Annotated in this window: 24 protein-coding genes and 2 tRNA genes; 14 read left to right on the plus strand and 12 right to left on the minus strand. The window is 41.8% G+C overall.

The window, feature by feature from the left end:
* Positions 1 to 5 precede the first annotated feature (5 nt).
* Both LPTSP_RS11320 and LPTSP_RS11325 read right to left on the minus strand, forming a co-directional pair.
* Positions 6 to 659, minus strand: a complete 654-nt coding sequence (locus LPTSP_RS11320) for a DedA family protein (protein WP_108928859.1) — start codon at positions 657 to 659, stop codon at positions 6 to 8.
* Between the two features lie 41 nt (positions 660 to 700).
* The gene (locus tag LPTSP_RS11325; protein WP_174704458.1) at positions 701 to 1,054 is read right to left on the minus strand and encodes a hypothetical protein; all 354 of its coding nucleotides are present in this window, start codon (positions 1,052 to 1,054) and stop codon (positions 701 to 703) included.
* Positions 1,055 to 1,190: 136 nt separating this feature from the next.
* Between LPTSP_RS11325 and LPTSP_RS11330 the strand changes: the two genes are divergently transcribed.
* From LPTSP_RS11330 to LPTSP_RS11345, 4 genes are all read left to right on the plus strand, one after another.
* On the plus strand, positions 1,191 to 2,093 hold the full coding sequence (locus LPTSP_RS11330; RefSeq protein WP_108928860.1) for a prohibitin family protein: 903 nt from the start codon (positions 1,191 to 1,193) through the stop codon (positions 2,091 to 2,093).
* A gap of 63 nt (positions 2,094 to 2,156) precedes the next feature.
* Positions 2,157 to 3,440 carry a UvrD-helicase domain-containing protein gene (locus LPTSP_RS11335; RefSeq protein WP_108928861.1) on the plus strand — a complete coding sequence of 428 codons (1,284 nt, stop codon included), beginning with the start codon at positions 2,157 to 2,159 and terminating at the stop codon, positions 3,438 to 3,440.
* Between the two features lie 113 nt (positions 3,441 to 3,553).
* A complete protein-coding gene (locus LPTSP_RS11340) occupies positions 3,554 to 4,639 on the plus strand; it encodes a fatty acid desaturase (RefSeq protein WP_108928862.1) in 1,086 nt (361 codons plus the stop codon).
* 64 nt (positions 4,640 to 4,703) lie between these two features.
* On the plus strand, positions 4,704 to 5,000 hold the full coding sequence (locus LPTSP_RS11345; RefSeq protein WP_108928863.1) for a YciI family protein: 297 nt from the start codon (positions 4,704 to 4,706) through the stop codon (positions 4,998 to 5,000).
* A gap of 67 nt (positions 5,001 to 5,067) precedes the next feature.
* On the opposite strand, the gene LPTSP_RS11350 is transcribed toward LPTSP_RS11345, so the two are convergent.
* Together LPTSP_RS11350 and LPTSP_RS11355 are read right to left on the minus strand one after the other, a co-directional pair.
* The gene (locus tag LPTSP_RS11350) at positions 5,068 to 5,913 is read right to left on the minus strand and encodes a metal-dependent hydrolase (protein WP_108928864.1); all 846 of its coding nucleotides are present in this window, start codon (positions 5,911 to 5,913) and stop codon (positions 5,068 to 5,070) included.
* Between the two features lie 12 nt (positions 5,914 to 5,925).
* Positions 5,926 to 6,777, minus strand: coding sequence for a metal-dependent hydrolase (locus LPTSP_RS11355; protein WP_108928865.1), 852 nt, complete (start codon positions 6,775 to 6,777; stop codon positions 5,926 to 5,928).
* A gap of 326 nt (positions 6,778 to 7,103) precedes the next feature.
* Here LPTSP_RS11355 and LPTSP_RS11360 point away from each other — a divergent pair.
* Positions 7,104 to 7,177: transfer RNA gene (locus LPTSP_RS11360), tRNA-Val, on the plus strand.
* A gap of 93 nt (positions 7,178 to 7,270) precedes the next feature.
* Here the strand turns inward: LPTSP_RS11360 and LPTSP_RS11365 are convergent.
* Positions 7,271 to 8,146 (minus strand): HEAT repeat domain-containing protein, encoded by an 876-nt coding sequence (locus LPTSP_RS11365; RefSeq protein ID WP_108928866.1) that lies wholly within the window; start codon positions 8,144 to 8,146, stop codon positions 7,271 to 7,273.
* Between the two features lie 67 nt (positions 8,147 to 8,213).
* Positions 8,214 to 8,777 carry a polyhydroxyalkanoate synthesis regulator DNA-binding domain-containing protein gene (locus LPTSP_RS11370; RefSeq protein WP_020770450.1) on the minus strand — a complete coding sequence of 188 codons (564 nt, stop codon included), beginning with the start codon at positions 8,775 to 8,777 and terminating at the stop codon, positions 8,214 to 8,216.
* Between the two features lie 180 nt (positions 8,778 to 8,957).
* Here LPTSP_RS11370 and LPTSP_RS11380 point away from each other — a divergent pair, with 180 nt between their 5' ends.
* Complete coding sequence (locus LPTSP_RS11380) at positions 8,958 to 9,845, plus strand: hypothetical protein (RefSeq protein WP_108928868.1); 888 nt, start codon at positions 8,958 to 8,960, stop codon at positions 9,843 to 9,845.
* Here the strand turns inward: LPTSP_RS11380 and LPTSP_RS11385 are convergent.
* The 5 genes from LPTSP_RS11385 to LPTSP_RS11405 form a co-directional block, all read right to left on the minus strand.
* Complete coding sequence (locus LPTSP_RS11385) at positions 9,842 to 10,495, minus strand: DsbA family oxidoreductase (RefSeq protein WP_108928869.1); 654 nt, start codon at positions 10,493 to 10,495, stop codon at positions 9,842 to 9,844. The genes LPTSP_RS11380 and LPTSP_RS11385 overlap by 4 nt on opposite strands.
* A gap of 75 nt (positions 10,496 to 10,570) precedes the next feature.
* Positions 10,571 to 11,341, minus strand: coding sequence for a hypothetical protein (locus tag LPTSP_RS11390; protein ID WP_108928870.1), 771 nt, complete (start codon positions 11,339 to 11,341; stop codon positions 10,571 to 10,573).
* A gap of 69 nt (positions 11,342 to 11,410) precedes the next feature.
* Positions 11,411 to 11,926, minus strand: coding sequence for a TlpA family protein disulfide reductase (locus tag LPTSP_RS11395; RefSeq protein WP_108928871.1), 516 nt, complete (start codon positions 11,924 to 11,926; stop codon positions 11,411 to 11,413).
* 18 nt (positions 11,927 to 11,944) lie between these two features.
* Positions 11,945 to 12,844 carry a decaprenyl-phosphate phosphoribosyltransferase gene (locus LPTSP_RS11400; RefSeq protein WP_108928872.1) on the minus strand — a complete coding sequence of 300 codons (900 nt, stop codon included), beginning with the start codon at positions 12,842 to 12,844 and terminating at the stop codon, positions 11,945 to 11,947.
* Positions 12,845 to 12,934: 90 nt separating this feature from the next.
* On the minus strand, positions 12,935 to 13,777 hold the full coding sequence (locus LPTSP_RS11405; protein ID WP_135354755.1) for a hypothetical protein: 843 nt from the start codon (positions 13,775 to 13,777) through the stop codon (positions 12,935 to 12,937).
* 386 nt (positions 13,778 to 14,163) lie between these two features.
* Between LPTSP_RS11405 and LPTSP_RS19100 the strand changes: the two genes are divergently transcribed.
* Positions 14,164 to 14,307, plus strand: coding sequence for a hypothetical protein (locus LPTSP_RS19100; protein ID WP_167396431.1), 144 nt, complete (start codon positions 14,164 to 14,166; stop codon positions 14,305 to 14,307).
* 9 nt (positions 14,308 to 14,316) lie between these two features.
* Here the strand turns inward: LPTSP_RS19100 and LPTSP_RS11415 are convergent, their stop codons facing one another.
* A complete protein-coding gene (locus tag LPTSP_RS11415) occupies positions 14,317 to 15,885 on the minus strand; it encodes a TrkH family potassium uptake protein (protein WP_108928875.1) in 1,569 nt (522 codons plus the stop codon).
* A gap of 332 nt (positions 15,886 to 16,217) precedes the next feature.
* On the opposite strand from LPTSP_RS11415, the gene fusA reads away from it, so the two are divergent.
* The 7 genes from fusA to prmC all read left to right on the plus strand — a co-directional run bounded on the left by fusA (position 16,218) and on the right by prmC (position 23,051).
* On the plus strand, positions 16,218 to 18,338 hold the full coding sequence (fusA, locus tag LPTSP_RS11420) for an elongation factor G (RefSeq protein ID WP_108928876.1): 2,121 nt from the start codon (positions 16,218 to 16,220) through the stop codon (positions 18,336 to 18,338).
* Positions 18,339 to 18,431: 93 nt separating this feature from the next.
* Positions 18,432 to 19,085 (plus strand): LIC_10271 family cell wall hydrolase, encoded by a 654-nt coding sequence (locus tag LPTSP_RS11425; protein ID WP_439957010.1) that lies wholly within the window; start codon positions 18,432 to 18,434, stop codon positions 19,083 to 19,085.
* A gap of 35 nt (positions 19,086 to 19,120) precedes the next feature.
* Positions 19,121 to 20,350, plus strand: a complete 1,230-nt coding sequence (locus LPTSP_RS11430) for an amidohydrolase family protein (protein ID WP_108928878.1) — start codon at positions 19,121 to 19,123, stop codon at positions 20,348 to 20,350.
* 24 nt (positions 20,351 to 20,374) lie between these two features.
* A complete protein-coding gene (locus tag LPTSP_RS11435; protein ID WP_108928879.1) occupies positions 20,375 to 21,436 on the plus strand; it encodes a tetratricopeptide repeat protein in 1,062 nt (353 codons plus the stop codon).
* Positions 21,437 to 22,078, plus strand: a complete 642-nt coding sequence (locus LPTSP_RS11440) for a Crp/Fnr family transcriptional regulator (RefSeq protein ID WP_008594423.1) — start codon at positions 21,437 to 21,439, stop codon at positions 22,076 to 22,078. It begins immediately after the preceding gene.
* A gap of 25 nt (positions 22,079 to 22,103) precedes the next feature.
* Positions 22,104 to 22,180: transfer RNA gene (locus LPTSP_RS11445), tRNA-Arg, on the plus strand.
* Between the two features lie 7 nt (positions 22,181 to 22,187).
* Positions 22,188 to 23,051, plus strand: a complete 864-nt coding sequence (gene prmC, locus LPTSP_RS11450) for a peptide chain release factor N(5)-glutamine methyltransferase (RefSeq protein ID WP_108928880.1) — start codon at positions 22,188 to 22,190, stop codon at positions 23,049 to 23,051.
* Positions 23,052 to 23,095: the final 44 nt, after the last annotated feature.

The following is a 23,095-nucleotide window of genomic DNA, read 5'->3' on the forward strand; positions in this document are numbered from 1 at the left end:
GAAGATTATTTTCCGCGCGCCGTCGCCTTTCTTCTTTCTCTTATAAACTCGATCACTGCAGGCATTACCGAGATGATTATGATCGCGAGAATGACAATCTTAAAGTTCCTTTGAACGAATTCAAGGTTTCCGAATTTATACCCGCCGAACAAGAAGATAGCAATCCAAACCACTCCGCCTATTATATTATATAAAATGAATTTAGTATAAGTCATACTTCCGATCCCTGCTACAAAGGGAGCGAACGTCCTAACTATAGGAATGAACCTTGCAATGATAATTGTCTTTCCACCGTATATCTCGTAAAAACGGTGAGCCTTTTCCAAGTGCTTTTTATTTAAGAAGGGAACCTTCTCCTTTGCAAGGATCTGTTCTCCAGCCAAATGACCGATCGCGTAATTGACTGTATCTCCTAGGATTGCAGCAATGATCAGAAGGATCAGCAATGTCCCAAGATCCAAACTTCCTCTAGCTGCAAATGCGCCCAAAGCAAAGAGCAAGCTATCTCCCGGAAGTATAGGAGTTACAACAAGACCGGTTTCACAAAAAATGATCAAGAATAGGATCAGATAGATCCAAGTGCCATAAGCAACGATCAAAGCATCCAAATGATTTTCCAGATGCAAAAAGAAGTCCAAAAGATATTTGATAGTTTCCAATTTCAGCTCCGAAAGTCAGATTCAAGGGCTAGGCGAGGAAGTCAAATGTTAGAACGTACTTCCGGAAATAGACCTGCTTGGTCTGGGCCTTGTTTATAAATTTTTGTAGGATAGTTTAAACGGATTTTTTCGGAGGAAACTCCTCTTTTGTCGGGTCGTATCCTGGCGTCGAATTCCACTGGATCACCCTGTTTCAGATTCTGCTTTCTGAAACGATATGAATAATAAAAATCTTGAGCGTATATAACCTTTCTACCGGAAACCAGCAGTTTTATGTCTTTGATCAAGATCCTTGCTTTTTCCGGATTGGGATCGGTCGAGATAGATTCCACAATCCCTCTGAATCTGGTCCTGATTTTAGGCAAGTTTTGGAGATCGTCTTCCACGCCTTTCATCCGTTAGACCAGTTCAAATCGAAAGAATAGTTTCGTACATTCGTTTTTCATTGTCGCCCATTCCGATTTTGGAAGATCGGGAAACGTTCCTAATCCAGACTTGGTCCAACTATAGACAGGTCCTACGGAGATTTATATGACCAGGTTTCAATTTTTGACCAAAAGTTTGAGTTTGTTTGCCCTTCTTTCCTTGAGCTTGCTCGCGGGGACGGGTTGTTACACGAATATTCGCCCCGGAGAGGCAGGACTCAGATACCACCCTTTATCGAGCGGGCTGCAAAAGGACCTACTGACAAATGCAATTTATTTCTACGCTCCTTGGAATGATGTAGTATTGTACCAAACCCAATGGACCTCCTACAAAGAAAAAGTGGACGTTCTTACCAGGGACGATTTGACCATTAACGTTGTGGCCGCAGTCATTCTGAGACCTGTTCCAGGAGAAATCTTTAATCTTCAAATAGAAATAGGTCCGGATTATTACGAAAAAGTGGTACGTCCTCAATTCAGGACATCAGTTCGTAATGCTTTATCCGCCTATAGTATGATCAAAATTTCTAAGGAAACTCCTAAGGTCTCTCAGGATATTCGCCAAGCTTTAGGAGAAAAGTTAAGAGGAAAACATGTAGAAATAGATGATGTGATCATAGACGATATTGAATACAGCCGTCCAATCCTGACTGCGATAGAGGGTAAACTTACCAAAGAGCAAGAACAAGAACAGATGAAGTTCGAGATCAATATTGCGAAGAAGGACGCAGAAATCACAGTGATCCACGCGGAAGCGAAAGCAAAATCCACTGTGATCGAAGCAGAGGGAACCGCCCAAGCAACTGTGATCGAAGCTCAAGCAAGAGCCAAGGCCCAGAAGATGATCGCAGCCCAGTTGACTAAACAATATCTGCAACTAAAAGCTTTCGAAAATCCTAATACGAAACTTCTGTTTGTTCCGACCGGAAAGGACGCTCTTCCTATGATCATCAATACTCCAACGGACGGTCCCAAGCCTATAGATCTTCCTCCTTCCGGAGATAAATAAAGAAGAAGGTCCTCTAATTCCAAAATTTACGCGCGCTGAATAAGATCCGGGAAACGGTTCTATATGAACCTTTCCCAATTCAGCGAAGCCCAAAAAGAGATCATTGATGATCGTTCCAGATTTTTACAAGTCATAGCCGCCGCAGGCTCAGGAAAGACTAGTACCTTAGTAGGAGTAGTACAAAACGAACTCTCTCAAGGTACAAGCGGAGAAGAAATACTGGTCTTAAGTTTTACCCGCAAAGCGGCAGGAGAGATCAGAGAAAGAATCAAAAAGAAAACGAATGATGGATCGGTAAGAGTACATACATTTCATGCATTCTGCCTGAGAGCATTGATCACCTGGCATCCCGATTTTCGGAACAAAAGACCTTCTATTCTAACCTCTTCCGAAAAGAACCACTTTTTTAGAGAATGGTTCCGTAAAGAATCGGATATCATCGGTGGAGTCCCCTACGAACTTTTGATCGGAGGCTCCACGTTACCTTCTCACTTCCCGCAAACTTGGAAAAACCCATTGCTGGAAGATTATAAAATTTTCAAACGAAAACAAGGGAAACTGGATCTGGACGATCTGGTAACGATCTTTTTGGATTCTTTAGAAAACGGCGAAGTTTGGACCGAAATCCCTAAACAAAGTTTAAAAAGGATCTTGGTGGACGAATTCCAAGACACGGATCCGGAACAACTTAGATTTTTAAAATTACTTTCGGAACGATCCAGGATACTAGTAGTAGGAGACGATAGCCAAGGAATATACTCATTTAGAAAAGCGGATATATTCAATTTTCTGAATTTTCCGGAGATGTTCCAGCCATGCACTCGAAAATTCCTGAACACAAATTATAGATCTTTGCCAAAGATCGTGGATACTTCTTCCATTCCTATCTCCAAAAATAAGAACAAAATCGAAAAGAAGGTAATCGCTCATAGAAAAGGAAAAGCTATCGTTTCCAGGATCAAAATCGATAAGATCCCTGAATTATTTGCCTATTTGGGAGAATTGTATAAGCGAAGTGGAGGAGAATTGAGAATATTATGCCGTTCTAATCATAGAATACGAGAATACTTGCGAGTAGGAGTTCCACCTGAACTATTACTTACGATCCATTCAGCCAAAGGTCTGGAATTCCATACTGTGATCGTGGATTTAGCGGACGGTTGGAATCTTAGGAAAGATTCTCCCGAACAAATCAAAGAAGAAGAACATAGAGTCCTGTATGTTGCGCTTTCTAGAGCCAAGGATTGTCTCATTATCCTAGGTAAAAGAACGGGTTCAGGTAGAGAAACAGCCGAAGACTTATTTTTCTCTTATTTTAAGAGAGATATTCCCATCTTAAAACCTTGAATCGGAGAATTATTTTAAATCCCGATCTTTTTCTGCAACAAAGCGAAAACGATCCGCTCTCATCTAACAATCCGGAAATAAAACTTCCTGCTGAAGGAAACATAGGATAAAAGATGAAAAAGAATACAGAAATGAAAGAAACTCTTGGAAGTGTTAGGGAGATTATCTCCGATAGCAGCTTCGACAATCCTACTTACCTGGGGATCGCTTATTTTATCCGAGATCTATTTTTCTTCTCGGTCACTATGTTCCTGCTTTGGAACGTCGATACTTGGTATTATCTTCCTTTTCTCTGGGTATTCGCAGGTTTGAGTATCGCTTCTCTTTTTATTATCGGACACGATGCTTGTCACGGAGCGTTATTCAAAAGTGAAAGAGTTTCCTATTGGATCGGACAGATCGCAATGCTGCCTTCTTTGCACGCTTATAACCAATGGGGATATGGACATAATAGAGTCCATCACGGACATACGATCAAACTAAAAGGTGATTTCGTGTGGCATCCTGTAACTCCGGAACAATATAAAAATTTCGGAATATTCAGAAAAGCATTCCATAGACTTGCCTGGTCCGCTTTCGGAGGAGGAATCTATTACTTGGTAGAAATCTGGCTGAAAGGAATGGTCCTTTTTACGGCCCCTATGAAAGAAGCTCTCAGAGATAAATTGCTGATGCTTACTTTTGCATTAGGTTCTGCAGGTGCAGTTTTTTATTTCGGCGGTAATACCCCTAACGGATTCGATCTAGGATTAGGAACTTGGTTTTTCCTAAAAGTATGGCTTCTTCCTTTTATCTCTTGGAACTATTTCATCGGAATCACCGTATATGTGCATCATATTCGTCCGGAAGTTCCTTGGAAAGATGCGGAAGAATGGACTCCTTTTTACGGACAAATGAGAGGAACCGTAAATTATCATGTTCCGAAATTTGCAAACTTCTTCATGCATAATATTTTCATTCATTCTCCTCATCATGTTCATATGAAGATCCCTTTCTATAAATTAGGTCAGGCGCTGAAAGAAATCAAAGCGCATTACGGAGCGTACGTGGTAGAAAGGAAATCCGTTTTAAAAGATTATATAGAGTCCACATCCAAATGTAAGCTTATGGATACAGAAACCGGAAAATGGATGACTTACTCGGAAGCATTTAACGATGAGGATGAGTCAGAACCTGAACTGGAAACGGCTGCCACTTAAAAATTTCTCTCTAAAACGATTGGGAATTGATTTTTAAAGGGAGCCAGCAAGTCTGATTTCCAGAATGAAATTTTTCCTGATCGAATTAGAATATTTAGTACCCCTCGAAAAATTAGATCAAACGGTTCCGGCCCATAGAGAGTTTTTACAAACCTTATATGATGTTGGGACCCTTCTTCTTTCCGGACCGAAAGAGCCAAGAAACGGCGGAATGATCATCGCAAAATCGATCTCTTTAGAAAAGATCAGCGAGACAATGAAAGAAGATCCTTTCGCAAAACTAGGTTACGCAAATTATAAATACACGGAGTTCCATCCGGTAAAACACCAGACATTCCTAAAAAGTTGGTTAGAAGGCTGAAGAAAAAAACCGCCTCCCGACTCCTTTCGGAGCACGGGAAGCGGGGAGCAAAGTGATTGGATGGGTGCTAGATAGTTATCAGAGCCGCGTTCGCAAGCTCGTATCCGCCAGTTTGGTCAGGATGAAAATCTTTTTTGAAATATAGAAGTGCAGCGCTAAAAAGTTGAGGATACAAGATCCTTCCGATCTTGCGTGCAGACTTCATGTCTTGGAAATATTTACGGAATCCTACTTTCTTATCCGTGAGTAAGAACCAATGTTGCAGGCTTAAAGCGTATCCCCAGAACATGAAGGATGCTACTATGAATCCCATGATCCTTAGGAAATGACTCTTAGAAACAGTTTGGAGAACGTCATACGCTACAGACTTATGCTCGATCTCTTCGCAAGCATGCCAAAGAAGTAGACTTCTCATTTCACCGTAAGCGTCGTCATGAAAATTATGACGGATAGAAATTTCAGCCATACTAGCTGTATAATGTTCTAACCCTGCTGTTACCGCAAGTTTCAGTTTTTTACCGAAGAAAAATTCGAATACAGGCAAAAAGAAACTGAAAGCAGTCCATTTATAGACCTTCTCCATAAGAGTGATAGGTCTTCCTTGGCCTTTTAAGATCTCTAGGATCTTTTCGTGTTCTTTTCCATGTTGGACTTCCTGTCCTATAAAGGATTTCACTCTAGAGGAAAGACCCGGATCCTTCACTTGGTCAGCAAAAGCTTTTACACTCTTGATAAAAAATCTTTCTCCTTCCGGAAATAGGATATGATAGGCATTCACCGTATGAGTCATGAACGCGTTATTTGCGATATAATGATCCGGCAAATTTTCCAGACCTTCGAAATTCATCTTACGAACAGTAGGAGAATTTGCATCTATTGATTTTAAATTTCTATTCTTAGTTTGGGTACTCATTGTATTCTCCTCTTAAATAGTTGCTAAGGCAGCGTTTGCGAGATCATAGCCGCCGGTTTGGTTCGGATGAAAACCAGGTTTGAAATATAAGAAAGCTAATTTTCCGACTTCTATAACGATCAAGCGAGCATAAGAACCTGCGGAGATAAGATCGGAGAAATATCTTTTAAATCCGATCTTAGGATCAGCAAAAATAAACATATGCTGTAGGGTAAGTGCGTATCCCCAGAACATAAGAGAGGCTACGATAAAACCTAAAGTTCTTAAAAAATAACTTTTAGAAACAGTTTGAAGAACGTCGTAAGCGACAGACTTATGCTCTATCTCTTCACAAGCATGCCAAAGTAGAAGATTTCTCATTTCTCCTTCCGCTTGTTCATGAAGACCGAATCTTAAAGTAACTTCTCCCAAGGAAGCAGTGTAATGTTCTAAACCCGCAGTCACGGCGAGTTTTAACTTTTTACCGAAGATAAATTCCAAAACAGGCCAGAAGAATCCATAAGCGGTCTTTACATAAAAATTCAGGATCTTAGAAACGGGACGTCCTTGTTTTACTAACATCTCCAGAGCTTTTTCATGCTCTTTTCCGTGTTGGACTTCTTGCCCGATAAAACCTTTAATACTATTTTGTAATGCAGGATCCTTCACTTGATCTGCGAAAGCTTTTACACTTTTAATAAAGAATCTTTCTCCTTCTGGAAAGATCACATGGTACGCGTTTACAGTATGGGTCAGGAATGAATTTCCCGCCACGTAATAATCGGATAATTGGTCCAACCCTTCGAAGTCCATCTTACGAACGCTCGGAGAATCGCCGTTGATCGGTTTAATAGTCCGTTCTTTTTTTTCTGCCTTCACTGACATTTATATCCCCCTGTTTTTTTCGGGTTTTGTGAGGCTTACTATAAACCTTTCCAAATCGATCCGCCCGCCGATCCCGGAAAACCCTTGCCGATTTCGAAATCGGCCAGAAAAAGAAGGAAATTTCTTCCAGAAAGCTGTTTTTGTAACATTCGTTTTGTGAAAAATCAGCGATAGAAAGGAGCGTTTTTAGGATGAGCGGACCTTCTTCTTTTTCAAAAAATCCGCAGAAGAGCTTTTTGATGGAGAAGATGGAAACTTCTTCTCGGAAGCTTTGGAAACAACAAAGGCTTTACGCTGAGCTTTGAGCCTAAATACTGGCGATTACCGGGGGATTAGCTCAGCTGGTTAGAGCGCTACCTTGACATGGTAGAGGTCACTGGTTCGATCCCAGTATCTCCCAGGGTTTCATTCACACCCTTCTTCTTGGACACCCATAAAACAAAAAAGCCCCCGAACTCGGAGGCTTTTTCTATCTTAACAGATTAAGAAAAGATCAGTCGCTAAACAATAGAGTGTTCGCAGGCATCTTGAAACCTGTCACACTTGCCAGGTCCTTTTTGATCTGTTCTCTTACCATTTGGTCATGCTCGATGAGTAATGCTTCTCTCAGAGAATATTCTCCCGCTTTCAGGTCCACTTCGCCCACTGCAATAGAAGCTCTATAACGAACCATAGGAGATTCGTCTTTTAAGAATGCACAAAGGTCATAGAACTTTTGGTTCGCAATACGATTGATGTATACGATCGCGTTTAAGATCGCAACTTTAGCAAAAGGATTTTTTTCCTTATCGATTGCGGAATTCAATTGGGAAAGTACATCTTTGCGGTTTAAATTTTTCAAGCCGTCCGCTGCAGAAGCTCTTACATAAAAATTCGGATGGTTCAAAGCGTTTATGATCGCTTCTTGGTTTTCTTTGCTAAAAGGAAGAAGTCCTACATTTCGGATCAGTTCTCCCGCCGCGATCACCATATTATAACCTTCAGGTGAACTGAACGAAGGATAATCTCCTTCTTGAACGGTAGCGGAAATCTTTTTAAATTCTTCCAACATTCCAGGTCCGGAGATATCGGACTCCATCGCTCCCAGTGCTTGTGCAATGGTGAATTTTAATGTAGGAGAATTTTCCTCAGATTTAGGAACGTTTGGATTTCCTTTTAGCGCCTTCAGAAGAGGACGGACGGCCAACTTGCTGCTTACGAATCTTAGATAATCTGCAGCCTGGATCCTCTCCTCTAGGTTGCCGCTCTCCAATTTTTTGACTTGGTCGTAAAACATTTGGTCCAACTTCTCATAGATCTGCTCTTTTGCAGAGAGTTGGGTAGTGAGTGATAATATAATTCCAAGGACAAGAATTCTTACGGTCGACATGGGTTCCCCCTATGTTGTTTATCGGATTTACTAAGGTCGATCTTAACTTTTGGAGACCGCAAATCCTTTATAGGGACTCGGTTTCCTTGACTCTTTCCGCAATCTTGCGAATTTTCTCCGATAGATCCTCGACAGCCAATTCCTTTTCGCCGCCTTCTTCTAATTCTCGACCCACTTTTTTCAGGTCTTCTTGGATCTGTTCGCTGTTTTCACTGGCTCTCTGGGCCAAATGGGTGAGTAGGTCTTCACGATAACTTTTCACTTCTTCCAGACGAAGTTCTCCCAAAGCCACCATACTCTGCAGGATCCTGTCCATTTTTTCCTTGGTTAAATAGGCGAGACCTATTCCTCCCAGGACCAAACGGCCGAATAATGCGCTGATATTCTTGCCCGTTTCTCGGATCAGGGCAGAAAGCATATAATTGGAAAATTCTTCGTTTCTCTGGCCCAAACTCACCTTAAGAAAGGTCTGGCCGAGGATCTTAGGAGTGATGTCCTGACCGCTCATATTATCGATCACTTTGATCTCTTCGCCCGCGATAATCATCTCGGCGACATCTTCTAGAGTAATCGTTTTGCTGGTTTCGGGATCGTACAACCTTCTGTTTGCGTATCTTTTCAGAACTTTCATTCTTGGTTTTGCTCGTAATCAACACTTTCAGGACAAGCCCACAAAAGCAGTTCGCCCGAGGGGCAAACTTGTTTTTCTTTCCGATTCCCCTTTCTAGTTGCGGGTTTTCCGCAATGCACCAATTCTAGGATCGGACGAAAATCCCCAAGGTCAAGGAAAAAACCCGTCCTTTGCAAAGAGATGAACTTACTATCCGATGCCTTACTTCTGCACCGACTCAGCTCGGATGAACAAGAGTTCCTAGTCGCTTTGTTAAAGTGGAAAGGAATTGATCATCTAGAATGGGTAAGAAGTTCCGGCTTCCCCTCTTCCACTAAAGAAGTTTTAGTTTGGAAGAAGGATGCGAGTCCCGAGGATGTCCGCTCCGCACATGATTGGTCCAGAGAAGTTTGTCTGATAGGAAGATTTGATGCGGAAGAAAAGAATTCTTTCGTAAGAGCGGGAGCGACTCGGATCTATGATCTAAATTCCTTTGCCTTAGAAGAATTTCCATTCTTCAAATTTTCAAAACCTCTTCATCCTGAGATGGTAGTGCTCACACAGAATTCGGATCTCTTTTCCAAATATAGATCTCTTCTTAGAGCCTGCGGGTCCAATGCCCATTGGTGCAAGGACATATTAGGACTTCCTAATATGCTAAAAGAAACCAAACCCGGGGTTCTGGTTTTGGACTCCGAATCTTTCTCCGTCAGAGAACTTGTTCCTAAAATGAAAAGTCTTTTAGGAACTCCTTATTTTCCTCTCAGCTTTTGTCTGATAGATTTTAATAAAGAAAATGTGTACCAAAATTTAGCGACCGGTTTGAAGGATATCTCAAAGGCTTTTTTTGAACCTAAGGACCTTCTTCTTTTTTTAAGAGACAGACTGGCGCTTGCCTCTCCTCCCAAAGATTCCTTTTTCCAAGCAATCGACTGGTCTGGAAGTCCCAGAAATATCAGAGAATACGAATTCCCGAACGTTCCGGACGGAATGTTAGAAAGAGCGGAAGCTGCCTATTTATACAGGATCCGCCGTTTATTTTTATGGATGGGAGAAGGCGCCAATAGAGGAACTGAGATCTCCGCTTAAGCCCCAGCCTCGGATTCTAATTTTTCGAAAACCTGTAAGAATAGATCTACCGGTTGAGCGCCTGAAACTGCATACTTCTCGTTAAAGATATAGAACGGCACTCCTGTCACTCCTAACATTTTGCCTTCGTTTTCTTCGGTTTCGATCTGGGAAAGAAGAGGGGAATCCTGGCGAACTTCTTCCAATTCAGATATTGGAACTCCAACTTGAGCTAGGCTTTCTTGGATGATAGAATCGTCTGAAAGATTTTTTCCTTCAGAGAAAAACTTTTGGAAGAATACTTCGGCTAGTTCCGCTTCTTTCCCGTAATTCCTAGCCCTACGAATGAGAGCATGTAGAAGAAAAGTATTCGGCTGGTGGCCTTGTAGAATATTAGAAAACTCTAATCCATCTTCTTTGGCAATATCCGAAACTCTTTGGGTCATCATTTTTACACGGTCCAAAGAGCCGAATTTTTTGACCATATGAGCTTCTCTATCTTCTCCCTGTTCAGGAAGATCAGGATTTAATTGGAATGGTTTCCACTCTACGACGATCTTGTCTCCAGGGTGATTGCCTTCCCAAGACTCGATTGCTTTCTCCAGTCTTTTTTTGCCTATATAACACCAAGGACAGACTACGTCCGAATAAATTGAGATACTAGTTTCCAATGCCTTCTCCTGTAACTCTTAGACATACAAGAGGTCTAAAAACTGCATCCTTTTTTTGGGAGGGAGACGACAGAATTAATCTTCGTCCAGAAGTTCTGCGGCTTCTATTTCTTCCAGACCTCTGTTCGGAAATGCCTGTTCATAGAATAATGCTGCAAATAGATCGAAGTCCTCGTCTGTGGGGAGATTTTTTTTCTCCCAGTATTCGTTCCTTCTTTTGATCAGAATGGAGATAGTTTCGTCTTCTAAGGAGAATTCTTTTCCACCCCTGTTCATTTTGCGGATCAACCAATTCAGATTATGGATAAAAAAGTTCCCAGTGAACTCCAGGGTAGAAAGAGAAGGTTCCCTTTTCATCAGATTTTCTGTATGATAAAGAGGAACTCTTAAGTAGTACGGGTCCTTGGTTTGTTGGTACTGTTTGTATCCGTTGGAAATGGATTCGAAGAATGGCCAAGAATTTGTATAAGAAGTTCGGATCAGTTTTTCCTTTTCAGGATGGAGCCTTGCGACTTCTACAAGATCCACAAACTGGTCATTCTTCAAAGCTTCTCTTAAGATAGAATCCATTGGAGTAGGTCTTGGCTCCGAGTTTACAAGATAAACGTAAAGATATTTGACCTCATAAGCAAATCTGGACTCTCTTGGGATATAATATTCTATCCAGATCGGTTCTTTATAATAATTTACTAATTCTTCTTCAGGTAAATCGGGAGTGACGCTAAGCGATTTTAACTTTTTGACGTCGTCTGTGATTACTTTTTGGCCGTGAACCCGAGTCCTGGAACGTTTGATCTGTTTGAGTTCCGATTTGTTTAAGAGTGGTTTCGGTTTGTACGAGTCCATCGGATTGATTATCGGAAATTGGAGGTCTAAAATTCAAAGGTAAGAAGAAAGACGGACACTTTTAAGACGCTAGGACCAGAAAATTCTTGCCCAGATCAATCTTAGGAACATGCCTAAAGGACTCATAATTCCGGACTCCGCGAATCTTACCTTTCCTTCTCCATCCAAAATATAGAAACTAGGATAACCTCTGATCCCCCAATCTCTAAGTAACATCGGGTTTCCAACGATCACAGGAAAATCCACAGCTTGTTTTTCGAGATAGTCTTTAAGTGCGGAGGAATTTTCTCCTTCTTCTACACTGATAAATGCAAAATGATTTTGGCCTTTGAGAGTGGAAGCATACCACTTGACCAAGGGAAGATTCGTATTACAAACTCCACACCAGGTCGCCCAAAAATATACTACTGTGGTCTTGCCTTTTATATTCGCTTTTTCTCCAATAGGAATTCTGAATTCTTTTCCATCCAGACTCACTACGGGTTCCGTGTCTAAGGCTCTAAACCAAGCTAGAAAAAAAGTTGCGGAAAGTAGAAGGGCCAACGCTCCTCCATACTGAAAGCCTGCTTTCACTCTTTTGTTCATGCCTTAGTTAGACCTAGACTATAACTGAAAAGGAAGACTTTGTCCGGAACCTGAATACATTATCCAAACGACAAGTAAAAGCCAAAGAAATCCCGCCATAAGGACACCCCAGTCTGTTAAGATCGCTTTAGTAGGATTATGGCCCATATTCTTGATATAGATAATATATAAAGATCTAAAGATCGCATAAACTACGATCGGGATCGTATACACCATTTTATCTGTGCCAAGATTTTCGATCGTATGAGGGCTGGTAACATACATAACGTAAGTAACCAAAGTCATTGTAGCAACTATCCCCATCATTAAATCCAGGAAGTTAACCGAGTATTCTTCTAGGATCTTTCTGTGGCCTTTAGCTCCTTCTTCCAAGATGATAAGCTCTCCCCTTCTTTTTCCGAAGCCCCAATAGAGTGCCAACATGAATGTACAAAGAAGAAGCCAAGAAGAGAAACTCACCCCAACCACGATAGAACCCGCAATCGCTCTCACTACGAATCCGAAAGAAATGCTCATCACATCTAAGATGACCATATGTTTTAAGAAACGGCTATAAACAATATTGAAGATTAGATAACCTGCAACCCAGTAAAAGAACTCAGCTTGCAGTTTGAAGGAAAGGACTAGGGTGATAGAAAGTAAAATTGCTGTCAGTAAAAGTGCTATAGTAGGAGAGATCGCTCCGGAAGCCAGGGGCCTGTGCTTTTTTTCAGGATGAAGTGCGTCTTCTTTTCGATCCAGAAAATCGTTCAGAACGTATTGGCAACTTGCGGTAAGTGAAAATAGAAAAAATGCGTAAATCGCCCTTTCTACCGATTCCAGGTCTCCTAATTTTTTCCCGAATATGATCCCAGCAAATAGGATGATATTTTTAATCCACTGGTGGGGCCTTAAAAGTTTTATATAGGAAAATAACATTCTCTCTCCCGAAATCAGTTCGCTTTAGAGGCCAGATTGATCTGAAATCGAAGGCTTGCAAGGGAATTTTGGCTTTGATTTGGTGCTGAATTAGGGATTTGAATCCAAATCGAAATCCTCCGAAAAAAAGAATTTAGCCGAAGACACATCCTCGTATTTTTGCCCGAAAGAACGAGAAAGAAAAACGCTTCTCTGATCTAGATCATAATATATTCTTCCAATACTTCTCAAGCCTACGTCCTTCCATTCTCTCTGGAGAAATGCATTTTCGTATGGAATATTTTCATCTAACTTTTCCAGCTGAGCTTTCCAGTCAGTCGAAAATAAGCCTTTGGGTCCTTCCGGGTATTCTTCTCGGACAAAATCAATTACATAGTATATTTTAGATTTCAACCGAACAATACCTGAGAATCTAAATCTGAATTTTGCTTCTAGTAATATTTCCGTATTTTTTTCATCGGAGTTGGGAAACCTACATATTCCGATTACGTTCCGATACAAGGTTCTCTCCCATGTTTCTCCAAGTTTTATTTGGTGAGATCTCTCCGGAATGAAAACAGAGAACTTATCAGCAAAAGCAACAGGTGCTTTTTGGTTCTTCAAGAAATAGAATGGGTATGAAAAATCAATTTTCCGAACAATTGAGGAATTCTTTAAATCACTTATCCTATTATCAACTCGCTCGCTTATTCCGGTTTTACTTTCTAAAATCGGCTCTAAACCTTGAGTCGGGATCCTCGGCATTGTAACTTGATATATGTAACTTTCTTCGTAATCCGAGTCTCCATCATCCACAATGATCCCTATATATATAGATGATTTAATGGCATTGTATTCCGAAGAGAAATTATATTTCTTTGGATTGGTTTTATTTAACATCAAATAGTCTTTCTCCATCGAAATGCCGGCAGATATCACGTGTTCGTCCTGCATCCACGCCGCGGTAAATCTTCTGAAAGTGCCTTTTAATACTTTTTTAGTAGGAAGATCATTCTCGATTTCTAATATATAGTTTCCACCTTTCTCAGGAGAGATCCCTGAGAAAATTTCCCTGTCTGCCCTTGCTTGAAAATGTTTAGGAAAAGGATTCGGTCTCGAAAAATGATTTAGGGCTGAACATTCAAACAAAAGTAGTAGGATAATGAATTTATACATATAAATGAATATCCCCTAAAGAGTGCATAGAGACAGCCTCAAGCAATAAAAACTAATCAGAAAGGATTAGGCCGAATATATCACTTTTTAATTTTAAGCTTTACGTTTACTTGTTGTTAGCTTATCAATTTTCCACTATGCACAGGAAAATCACATACAAGATCGTGGAAAGCAAGGACCCTTTGACACAAGATGCATTCGACCCGTTAGGATCAATAGGTTTCGAACTCATTTCAGTAGTTCATGATCTAAAAATGGATCGTTATATCTATTATTTCAAATTGGCGGAAGCTCACCAACTTTCTTAAAACGAAGAGTTATCCTACTTGGATCTTAACTCCGTCGTCTTGGGCCCCCAAGGTCCCTAACCCGGAATGCCCGGTAAATGCGATAAGAAGAGTGAATACACCGACTCTTCCCACATACATAATACAAGGATATAAAAACTTTTCGACTCCAGTGATATATGGGGTCAATCCTTTTGACAATCCTACAGTGCCGAATGCGGACATGACTTCGAAAAATATTTCTTCTATTCCGTGTCTATGTCCGTTTGCGATCGTGATCACCAACATAAAGAATACTATGGATATCGTTGCTAGAAAATAGATCCGAGTAGAGATTGCGATCGAGTTCTTGGAAACTTCTTCTCCCATGATAGTCACTCTTGCTTGAGGATTGATCACATTTCGTAGATACATCAATAGAATAACAAAGGTGGTGATTTTGATACCGCCCGCGGCTCCCTGAGGGCCACCTCCCACGAACATCAAAGAACAAAGAAGAACGTAAGTTGGACTTCTCATCTCGGAAAGATCGAATGTGTTAAATCCGGCTGTCCTGGAAGATACGGAAAGGAAGAACGAGTTGAATAGTTTGTCTACGAAATCGAATTTTCCTATGGTTTCGGGATTGTCCCATTCTGCCAATAGTATCCCTATCCCGCCCACATGGACCAATATTATGGTTCCATAAAGTAGAAGTTTCATTTGGATCCTATTAGCTTCTCCCTTGAGCGCCATTCTATAAAGAGCGAGTCTTTCCTCAGCCCAGAAAGACATGCGTATCAGGATTAGATAGATCCATGAAGGTTCTTTACCTTCTTCTAATGCTCGGGACATGAGATAAGTTTCCATGACCACTTCTACCCTATGCATTATATTCCTGAATGCTTCGAGTAATGTTTTTTCTAAGAATAAGATAACAGGGAAACCGATCCCTCCCATAACCACTAAACTTTCTACCACCAAAAGAGAAAGTGGCTCTTTGGATAAGAATGTAAGATCGTCTACTATGGAGAACCCAGCGTTATTGAATGCGGAAACGGAAGTGAACAAACTTAAAAAAACTCGGCTCGGATTTCCAGGCAATCCGCTTAGATCTTCCGGCATGGCCCAATACAATAAGAATGCACCCAGCAATTCTATCGAAACGGATATATTCAAAATAGATAATAAGATCCTTCGAACATAAGGAGCGTTCTTACTTTTTCCGTCTGCCGATTCATGGGAGTCAATTGCTTCGAACACGAATGCTGCGATCCTAGTACTTCTGGAAAGTCCCCGAACCACTAAAATTCCTACTAAGACCGTAAATGTGATAATTCCCAATCCGCCGATCTGGAATAAGAACATGATGATAACTTGGGTGGAGAATGCTAACTCACTTATGCTAACAGTGGTCAACCCGGTAACGCAAATAGCAGATGCGGCCACATAGAATGAATCCGCGTAGGTAATCCTACCTTCTTCCGAAGCATAGATCATAAAGGACCCAACCAAGATCGCTCCTGCAAAGGCTAGGCAAAGGATCCTTGCTACTGATAATAGCAAAAACGCCCTGGCGATTCGGTTTACGTTTCGTTTAAAGAACTTGAATGAGCCCATGCAAAAGGGAAAACTACCCTTCCAGAAACTATTTTGACCCTGGCAAACCCGGGCAATGAATTTACTGTTCCGAGAACAGAACCTGGATCGGTTTCAAGATCAGAATGAAATTGTAATCTGTATTTTTTCTAAGAATAGGTTATACATGGCAAGATCTTCAATCTATTCTTGGAAACGATCTTTACAAACGCGCCCCTTTCCGAAAATTGGTAAGAATTAGGGTTCCTTTACCTAGGGACCCCAGTCAGATTAGTATCCACGTAAAGTTTTTATGCCACTCTACCAAAGGGTGTTAAGGAAATTTTCCGTGCGAACTTTTAAAGAGGACTCTAATGAGCACTGCAGTTGCGGACTTCAAACCCACCGAAAAACTCCTAAAAACTAGGAATATCGGTATTTCCGCCCATATCGATTCAGGGAAAACCACTCTGACCGAGAGGATTCTATTCTATACTAACCGTATCCATGCGATCCACGAAGTTCGTGGTAAAGATGGGGTCGGCGCGAAAATGGACAGTATGGAATTGGAGCGCGAGAGAGGGATCACCATCCAATCCGCTGCTACCTACTGCCAGTGGAAAGGCCATACTATCAATATTATCGATACTCCGGGCCACGTGGACTTTACCGTTGAGGTAGAGCGTTCTCTACGGGTTCTGGATTCCGCTATCCTAGTTCTTTGCGGAGTTTCCGGAGTTCAGTCTCAGTCCATTACTGTGGACAGACAGATGCGCCGTTATAACGTTCCTCGTGTAGCTTTTATCAACAAGCTGGACCGTACAGGAGCGAACCCTTTCCGCGTGATCGATCAATTACGTGAGAAATTAAAACATAATGCTGTTCCAGTTCAAATTCCTATCGGACTTGAAGGGGACTTAGTAGGGATTGTAGACTTAGTGACTATGAAAGCCGTCTATTTCGAAGGAAAAGACGGAATGGAAATCATTGAGAAGGAAATTCCCGCTGAATTACAAGAACTTGCTCAGAAAAAGAGAGAAGAACTCTTAGACGCAGCTTCTATGTTCTCCGACGAATTGACCGAAGCTTTACTGGAAGGAGAGCCTACAGTAGAGCAGATCAAAACTGCGATCCGCAATGGAGCAATCTCTCTGAAACTGACCCCAGTTTTCATGGGTTCCGCTTTCAAGAACAAAGGAGTTCAAAAACTTCTGGATGGAGTTTTGGATTACCTAGCTTCTCCTGTGGATGTTGTTAACTCTGCATTGGATGTTAAAAACGAATCCGAGAAAGTAGTTCTACCTTCCGATAAAGACAAACCACTCGTTTGCCTCGCGTTCAAACTCGAGGACGGGCGTTACGGCCAGTTGACCTATGTTCGTGTCTACCAAGGAAAGATCCAAAAAGGTATGACCATTTACAATATGTCGAACAACAAAAAGCATAATGTTGGTCGTCTATGCCGTATGCACTCCGACGAGATGGAAGATATCGATTACGCAGAAGCGGGAGATATCATCGCATTATTCGGTATCGATTGTGCTTCCGGGGATACTTTTACCGACGGAAAAATGAACGTTTCCATGGAATCCATGTTCGTTCCTGCTCCGGTAATCTCTCTTACAATCGAGGCTAAAGAATCTAAACACTTGAACAACCTGGCAAAAGCTCTCAACCGCTTTACCAAGGAAGATCCTACGTTCCAAACTCACGTAGACCAAGAATCCGGACAAACCATCATCAAAGGGATGGGAGAACTTCACCTCGAAGTTTATATAGAAAGGATGAAAAGGGAATACGGAGTGGAGCTGATCACAGGTGCTCCTCAGGTTGCATATCGTGAAACGATCACAAGCCGTGCAGACTTCGATTATACCCACAAAAAACAAACGGGTGGTCAAGGTCAGTTCGGTCGTGTTGCCGGATTCATCGAGCCTATCCCATTGGAAGAAGATAAGAATTACGAATTCGTAAACAGTGTCGTGGGAGGAGCAATCCCTCGCGAATTTATCTCTTCTGTAGATAAAGGATTCAAAAGTTGTTTGGATCGCGGAAGTATGATCGGATTCCCTATCATTGGGGTAAAACTGACCATCAACGACGGTTCTTACCACGACGTGGACTCTTCCGATATGGCATTCCAGATCGCAGGACGCTATGCATTCCGCCAAGGATTCAGCAAAGCAAATCCTCAGATCTTAGAGCCTATCATGAGAGTAGAAGTGGACGGTCCTGCGGAATTCCAAGGTCCAATCCTTGCTTCTTTGAACCAAAGACGGGGAATGATCCTCAACACCACCGAGCAAGACGGATATTGCAAAGTGGAAGCAGAAGTTCCTCTTTCTGACATGTTCGGGTATTCTACTGTAATCCGTTCTTCCACACAAGGAAAGGCGGAATTCTCTATGGAATTCTCTCGTTACGCTCCTGTTCCAAGAAACGTAGCAGAAGAATTGATGAAAAAATACAAACCGAACTCCAAAGACGAAGATTGATCTTTCAATTCATTCTTCTTTTTGGAAAAAAGGGAGCCAATCCGGCTCCCTTTTCTTTTTGGTAGGGAACAAAATTTGCCGATATTTTAGAGTATGCGGGAGTTCCATTTCATACGTCTGATATGTTTCGGAATGATTCTCATTTCTTTCACTTCTCAAATTAATTCCGCAGGAACTCCCTTAAAGATCCATACTGTCCAACCTAAGGAAACTGCATTTTCCATCTCTCAAAAGTATAGATTGGATTGGAGAATACTTTTAGAGTGGAACGGCAAAAACGAAAACGAAGGTTTGAAAGCGGGAGAAAAACTGAAAATCCCACAAAACCTATCCTATTCTTCTAAGATTGAAAAAAATTTGCCCGAGGATGTACCTTCTCCCGGAACTCCTAAATTCCATTCTCCTTTAAAAGTACTTCCTCCTGTTTCACTTCCTTATTCTAATCTATCTTATTATCCGAACAAGGGAGTTCTGTTCAAGGCTAGCAGACATAAGGATGTGCATCCGATCCGGTCAGGCAAAGTAGTTGTACTGGACCAAATGGATGGTTACAGGAAATATATTATTTTAGAGCATAAAGGCGGATACTCTAGCGTGTATGCAAATCTCAGGTCCGTTTCGGTCAAAGAAGGGGAAGCGGTAAAACCCGGAGATTCTTTAGGAGAATTGGAAGAAGGTAAAGGGCTTTACTTCCAAATCAACCAAGGCACCAAAGCAGTGGATCCGATCCCACTTTTGAAATACTAACCCTCGGCTATAAGTATATTAGGTTTTTACACTGAATGGAATGGGAAATCGTAAATTCTAAAGCCGTAACTCCCCAAGGAGTTTTGGAGAACGCAACCATCCGAATCAAGGATGGAAGGATCTCCTCTATTTCCTCCGGGATCCCTAAGGATATTTTGCCTATCAGGATCAATCTAAGAGGGAATTTCGTTTATCCGGGATTGATCAATGCTCACGATCATCTTCTTGGTACTTATCTTCCTAAAGTTGGGACCAATCGTCCTTATTTGAATTGGCTTCCTTGGGACAACGATCTCAAGTCTTCCGTTGTATATGCGGAAAGGCAACAGCTCGAGCCGGAACAGCTTTATCTATTAGGTTCTTATAAAAATCTGATCAGCGGTGTGACTTCCGTTTTGGATCATATTCCCCATTTCGTCCAAAAACCTTTTTTGGATAGATCTCCGGTCCGTATTTTGGAACGTTTTACGTTAGCTCATAGTATCTGTTCTTATTCTCTCGGTTGGGGAGACGGACCTCAGATAGAATACGCAAGAGCAAAAGAAGGGAACCTTCCCTTTGTAACCCATATCTCCGAGGGATTCGACGAAGAATCCAAAAACGCACTCAAAGAATTGAATTCCTTGGGTTGTTTAGGGGAAAACACAGTACTCGTTCATGGGATCGCTTTCGATCCGGAAGACATCAAGACTGTTTCCAAAACAAAGGCAAACTTGGTCTGGTGCCCTGAATCCAATTTGTTTATGTTCGGCAAAACCGCACCGATCCGGGAAATCCTGGAAGCCGGGATCAATGTGAGTTTGGGCACCGATTCTCCGATGTCCGGGTCTATAAATATTTTCCAAGAGATCAGATCCGCACGGGAATTTTTTGCCAAAGAATACGGAAAAGAATTGGATCCTAAAATTGTTTTTAAGATGGTCACTGAAAATCCTGCAAAGGCTCTCAGAGTGGAGAACGATCTGGGCAAATTGGAAATCGGAAAAAAAGCAGATCTTTTAGTTCTTTCTTCCGAAAAAGAAGACGCCTACCAAACACTTTGCACTGCGGATCTTAAGTCCGTACGTTTGGTCGTGAAGGATGGGAAGCCTTCCTACGGCGACCTTTCTTTGAAAGATTTTTTTGATGAAACTGGCGTGACTGGGCGCGAAATTAAGATCGCCGGAACCGATAAATACCTTGCAGGAGACCCCCTAGGGTTGCTAGAATCGGTCACCCGGGCCCTTGGTTACAAAAAGGATTTGGCATTTTTTCCTGTCGGGTGAGATTTAGAGAAGAAGGTAACGGTCTTGGCTGGGCCAATAATCCGAACTTATAAAGGCGGCTCCATTATTTACTTCGAGAAAGATCGATCGGAGGATATTTACGTCCTCAGACAAGGTCGAGTCGTTCTCACGTACACCGCGATCGATTCCGGTTACGAAGTCAAAGAAGACGTAAGACTGGGAGAGTTTTTCGGAGTCAAATCCGCACTCGGAAAGTATCCTAGGGAAGAAACCGCTCAGGTTGTAGGCGGAGCCACAGTCCTAGTTTTTAAACTTTCAGACTTCGAAACATTCGTAGCCGAAAAAACCCATCTGATCTTAAAGATGATGAAGGTCTTCTCTAGCCAATTACGATTGGTTCACAAAAAATTGAGAGAGATCTTGGGCCAGGCAGAAGCTAGAAACCCTGCATTCGAGCTCATGAACGTTGCCGAAGTATTTTATAAAAACAATAACTTCGAACACGCGGCATACGGATTCGGAAAATACTTAGAGCATTATCCTAGCGGACCTTATGCGGGAAGAGCCACCGAGCTACAAGATCTAGCGAGAAAGGGAACCCCCTACCCGATCAATATGCCTCCACTAGTTTACGATGCAGCTTCTACCAGGGCGCCAATGTCCCAGGAAAATTTGCAAAATATCATGAAGCCTGCTTCTGAAAAAACGAATATGGGAGCAGGAACGGACAATACGATCACTTCTCTTTATAACCGGGCTCATACTTTCTTGAACGTAGGAAAATTCGAAGAAGCAGCCAATATATTCAAAGATCTAATGGTTCGCACTGATTTCAAATACGATAGTGAGAAGAAGCTCGTGGACAATGCACTTTTCCAAATGGGTGTTTGTTTCTTAAAGCTGAATAATTTGGATACTGCAAGCAATACCTTCTCCGCTTATATCAAAAAACATCCATCCGGAGAATCGGTAAAAGAGTCTTTATTTCATTTGGCAGAGATCGCTGAACAACAAGGAGACCGTCAAAGAGCAGGAATGTTATTCGGTAAGGTAGCATTACTTCCTCCGGAAAGAGACAGTCTTTCACAGAAGGCTCGCCAAAAAGCCAAGGAGCTCAGCACCTAAATGGATTTAATGCTCGAGTCGATGTTCTCAAAGTTCGGAAAAACTTTCGAACCGAACCAGATCATATTCTGTGAAAACGAACCAGGAAACGATTTCTTTCTGATCCAAGCAGGAAAAGTAAAGATCACTAAAACTGTTGGGAATTCCATCAAAACTTTAGATATCTTGGAACAAGGAGATATCTTTGGAGAGATGGCGATCTTAGAAGAACAACCCAGAAGTGCGACCGCAATCGCTATCTCAGAAGTGAAAGTACTTAACTTCAACAGAGCAAACTTCGAACTATTGATGACCAAGAACCCCACCCTGGCACTCAAGATCCTCACAATCTTCTCCGTGAGAATTTACGATGCAAAACGAAGATTACTCATCCTATTGCTGGACGATATCATCGGAAAAGTTGCCGACGTATTCTTAATGTTGTATGAAAAAATGCATACACATACTGAGTTCAAAGAGGTCGTTCTCAACGTAACTGTAGAAGACGTGGCGGATTGGTGCGCCCAACCAGTGGGAGAAGTCCAAAAGGTAGTGAACCAATTCGCTAAAAGCGGTAAAATCGAGATCTACTCCGACAAAATCGTTATTCACAATATTAACGACTTCCAGAGAATAGTCTCCCAGAAGCGCAAACCTTCCTAACCGAAACCCGCGTTCTAAAGATAAAGGTCCCGTAGCTCAGGTGGACAGAGCAGAAGTTTCCTAAACTTTTGGTCGGAGGTTCGAATCCTCTCGGGGCCACCATCAAACCATGGCAGATTCCCAAGACAACGTTCTGAACCTACTCAAGAAATCGGAAGAATTCTTAAAAAAGAAAAACATACCTTCCGCAAGATTGGACGCGGAGATATTACTCGCAGACCTACTCAAGATCCAAAGAGTCAAACTCTATATAGACTTCGAAAGACCACTTTCCTTATCCGAAAAAGACGAATACAGAGAAAGGATCGTCCAAAGATCAAAATTCAAACCTACAGCTTATATCATAGGGAAGAAGGCATTCTTCGATTCTGAATTCCATGTAAACGAATCGGTTCTGATCCCAAGACCGGAAACGGAAGAATTAGTCGCCTGGGTATTAGAAGAATATCCCAACAAAGAAAACAATTTAGAAGTATTGGACCTATGCTCCGGCAGCGGATGTATCGGCATCAGTCTAGCTAAGGCCAGAAAAGAATGGAAAGTTTCTTTCACGGACGCTTCCGAATCCGCATTAGAGATCAACCGAAAGAACATTCAAGAAATATTAAATACGGAAAGAAGTTTCGAACTCTATCACGGAGATCTACTCTCCCCTATTCCGAACGAGACCAAATTCGATCTGATCGTTTCCAATCCGCCTTATATTCCTGAATCGGATAAACCCAGTATCATGCCTGATGTGGCGGAATACGAGCCACATTTCGCTTTGTTCGTATCCGATTTCCAAGGATTCCATACTAAAATCCTAACAGAAGCAAAGACCAAGCTAAAACCGCAAGGCAGGCTTTATCTGGAAACTCATCCTAGATATTCTAGCTGGCTAAAAGAAACTGCTCTTTCTCTCGGATATTCCCAAGCAGATCTGAAAAAAGATCTTTCGGGCCGAGATAGTTTTGTTCGACTGATATTGTAGAATTATTTCACAGAGACGGAGAACATCATAGATTTCGTCGCTGT

Source organism: Leptospira johnsonii, assembly GCF_003112675.1.
GTDB classification, from domain to species: Bacteria; Spirochaetota; Leptospiria; order Leptospirales; family Leptospiraceae; genus Leptospira_B; species Leptospira_B johnsonii.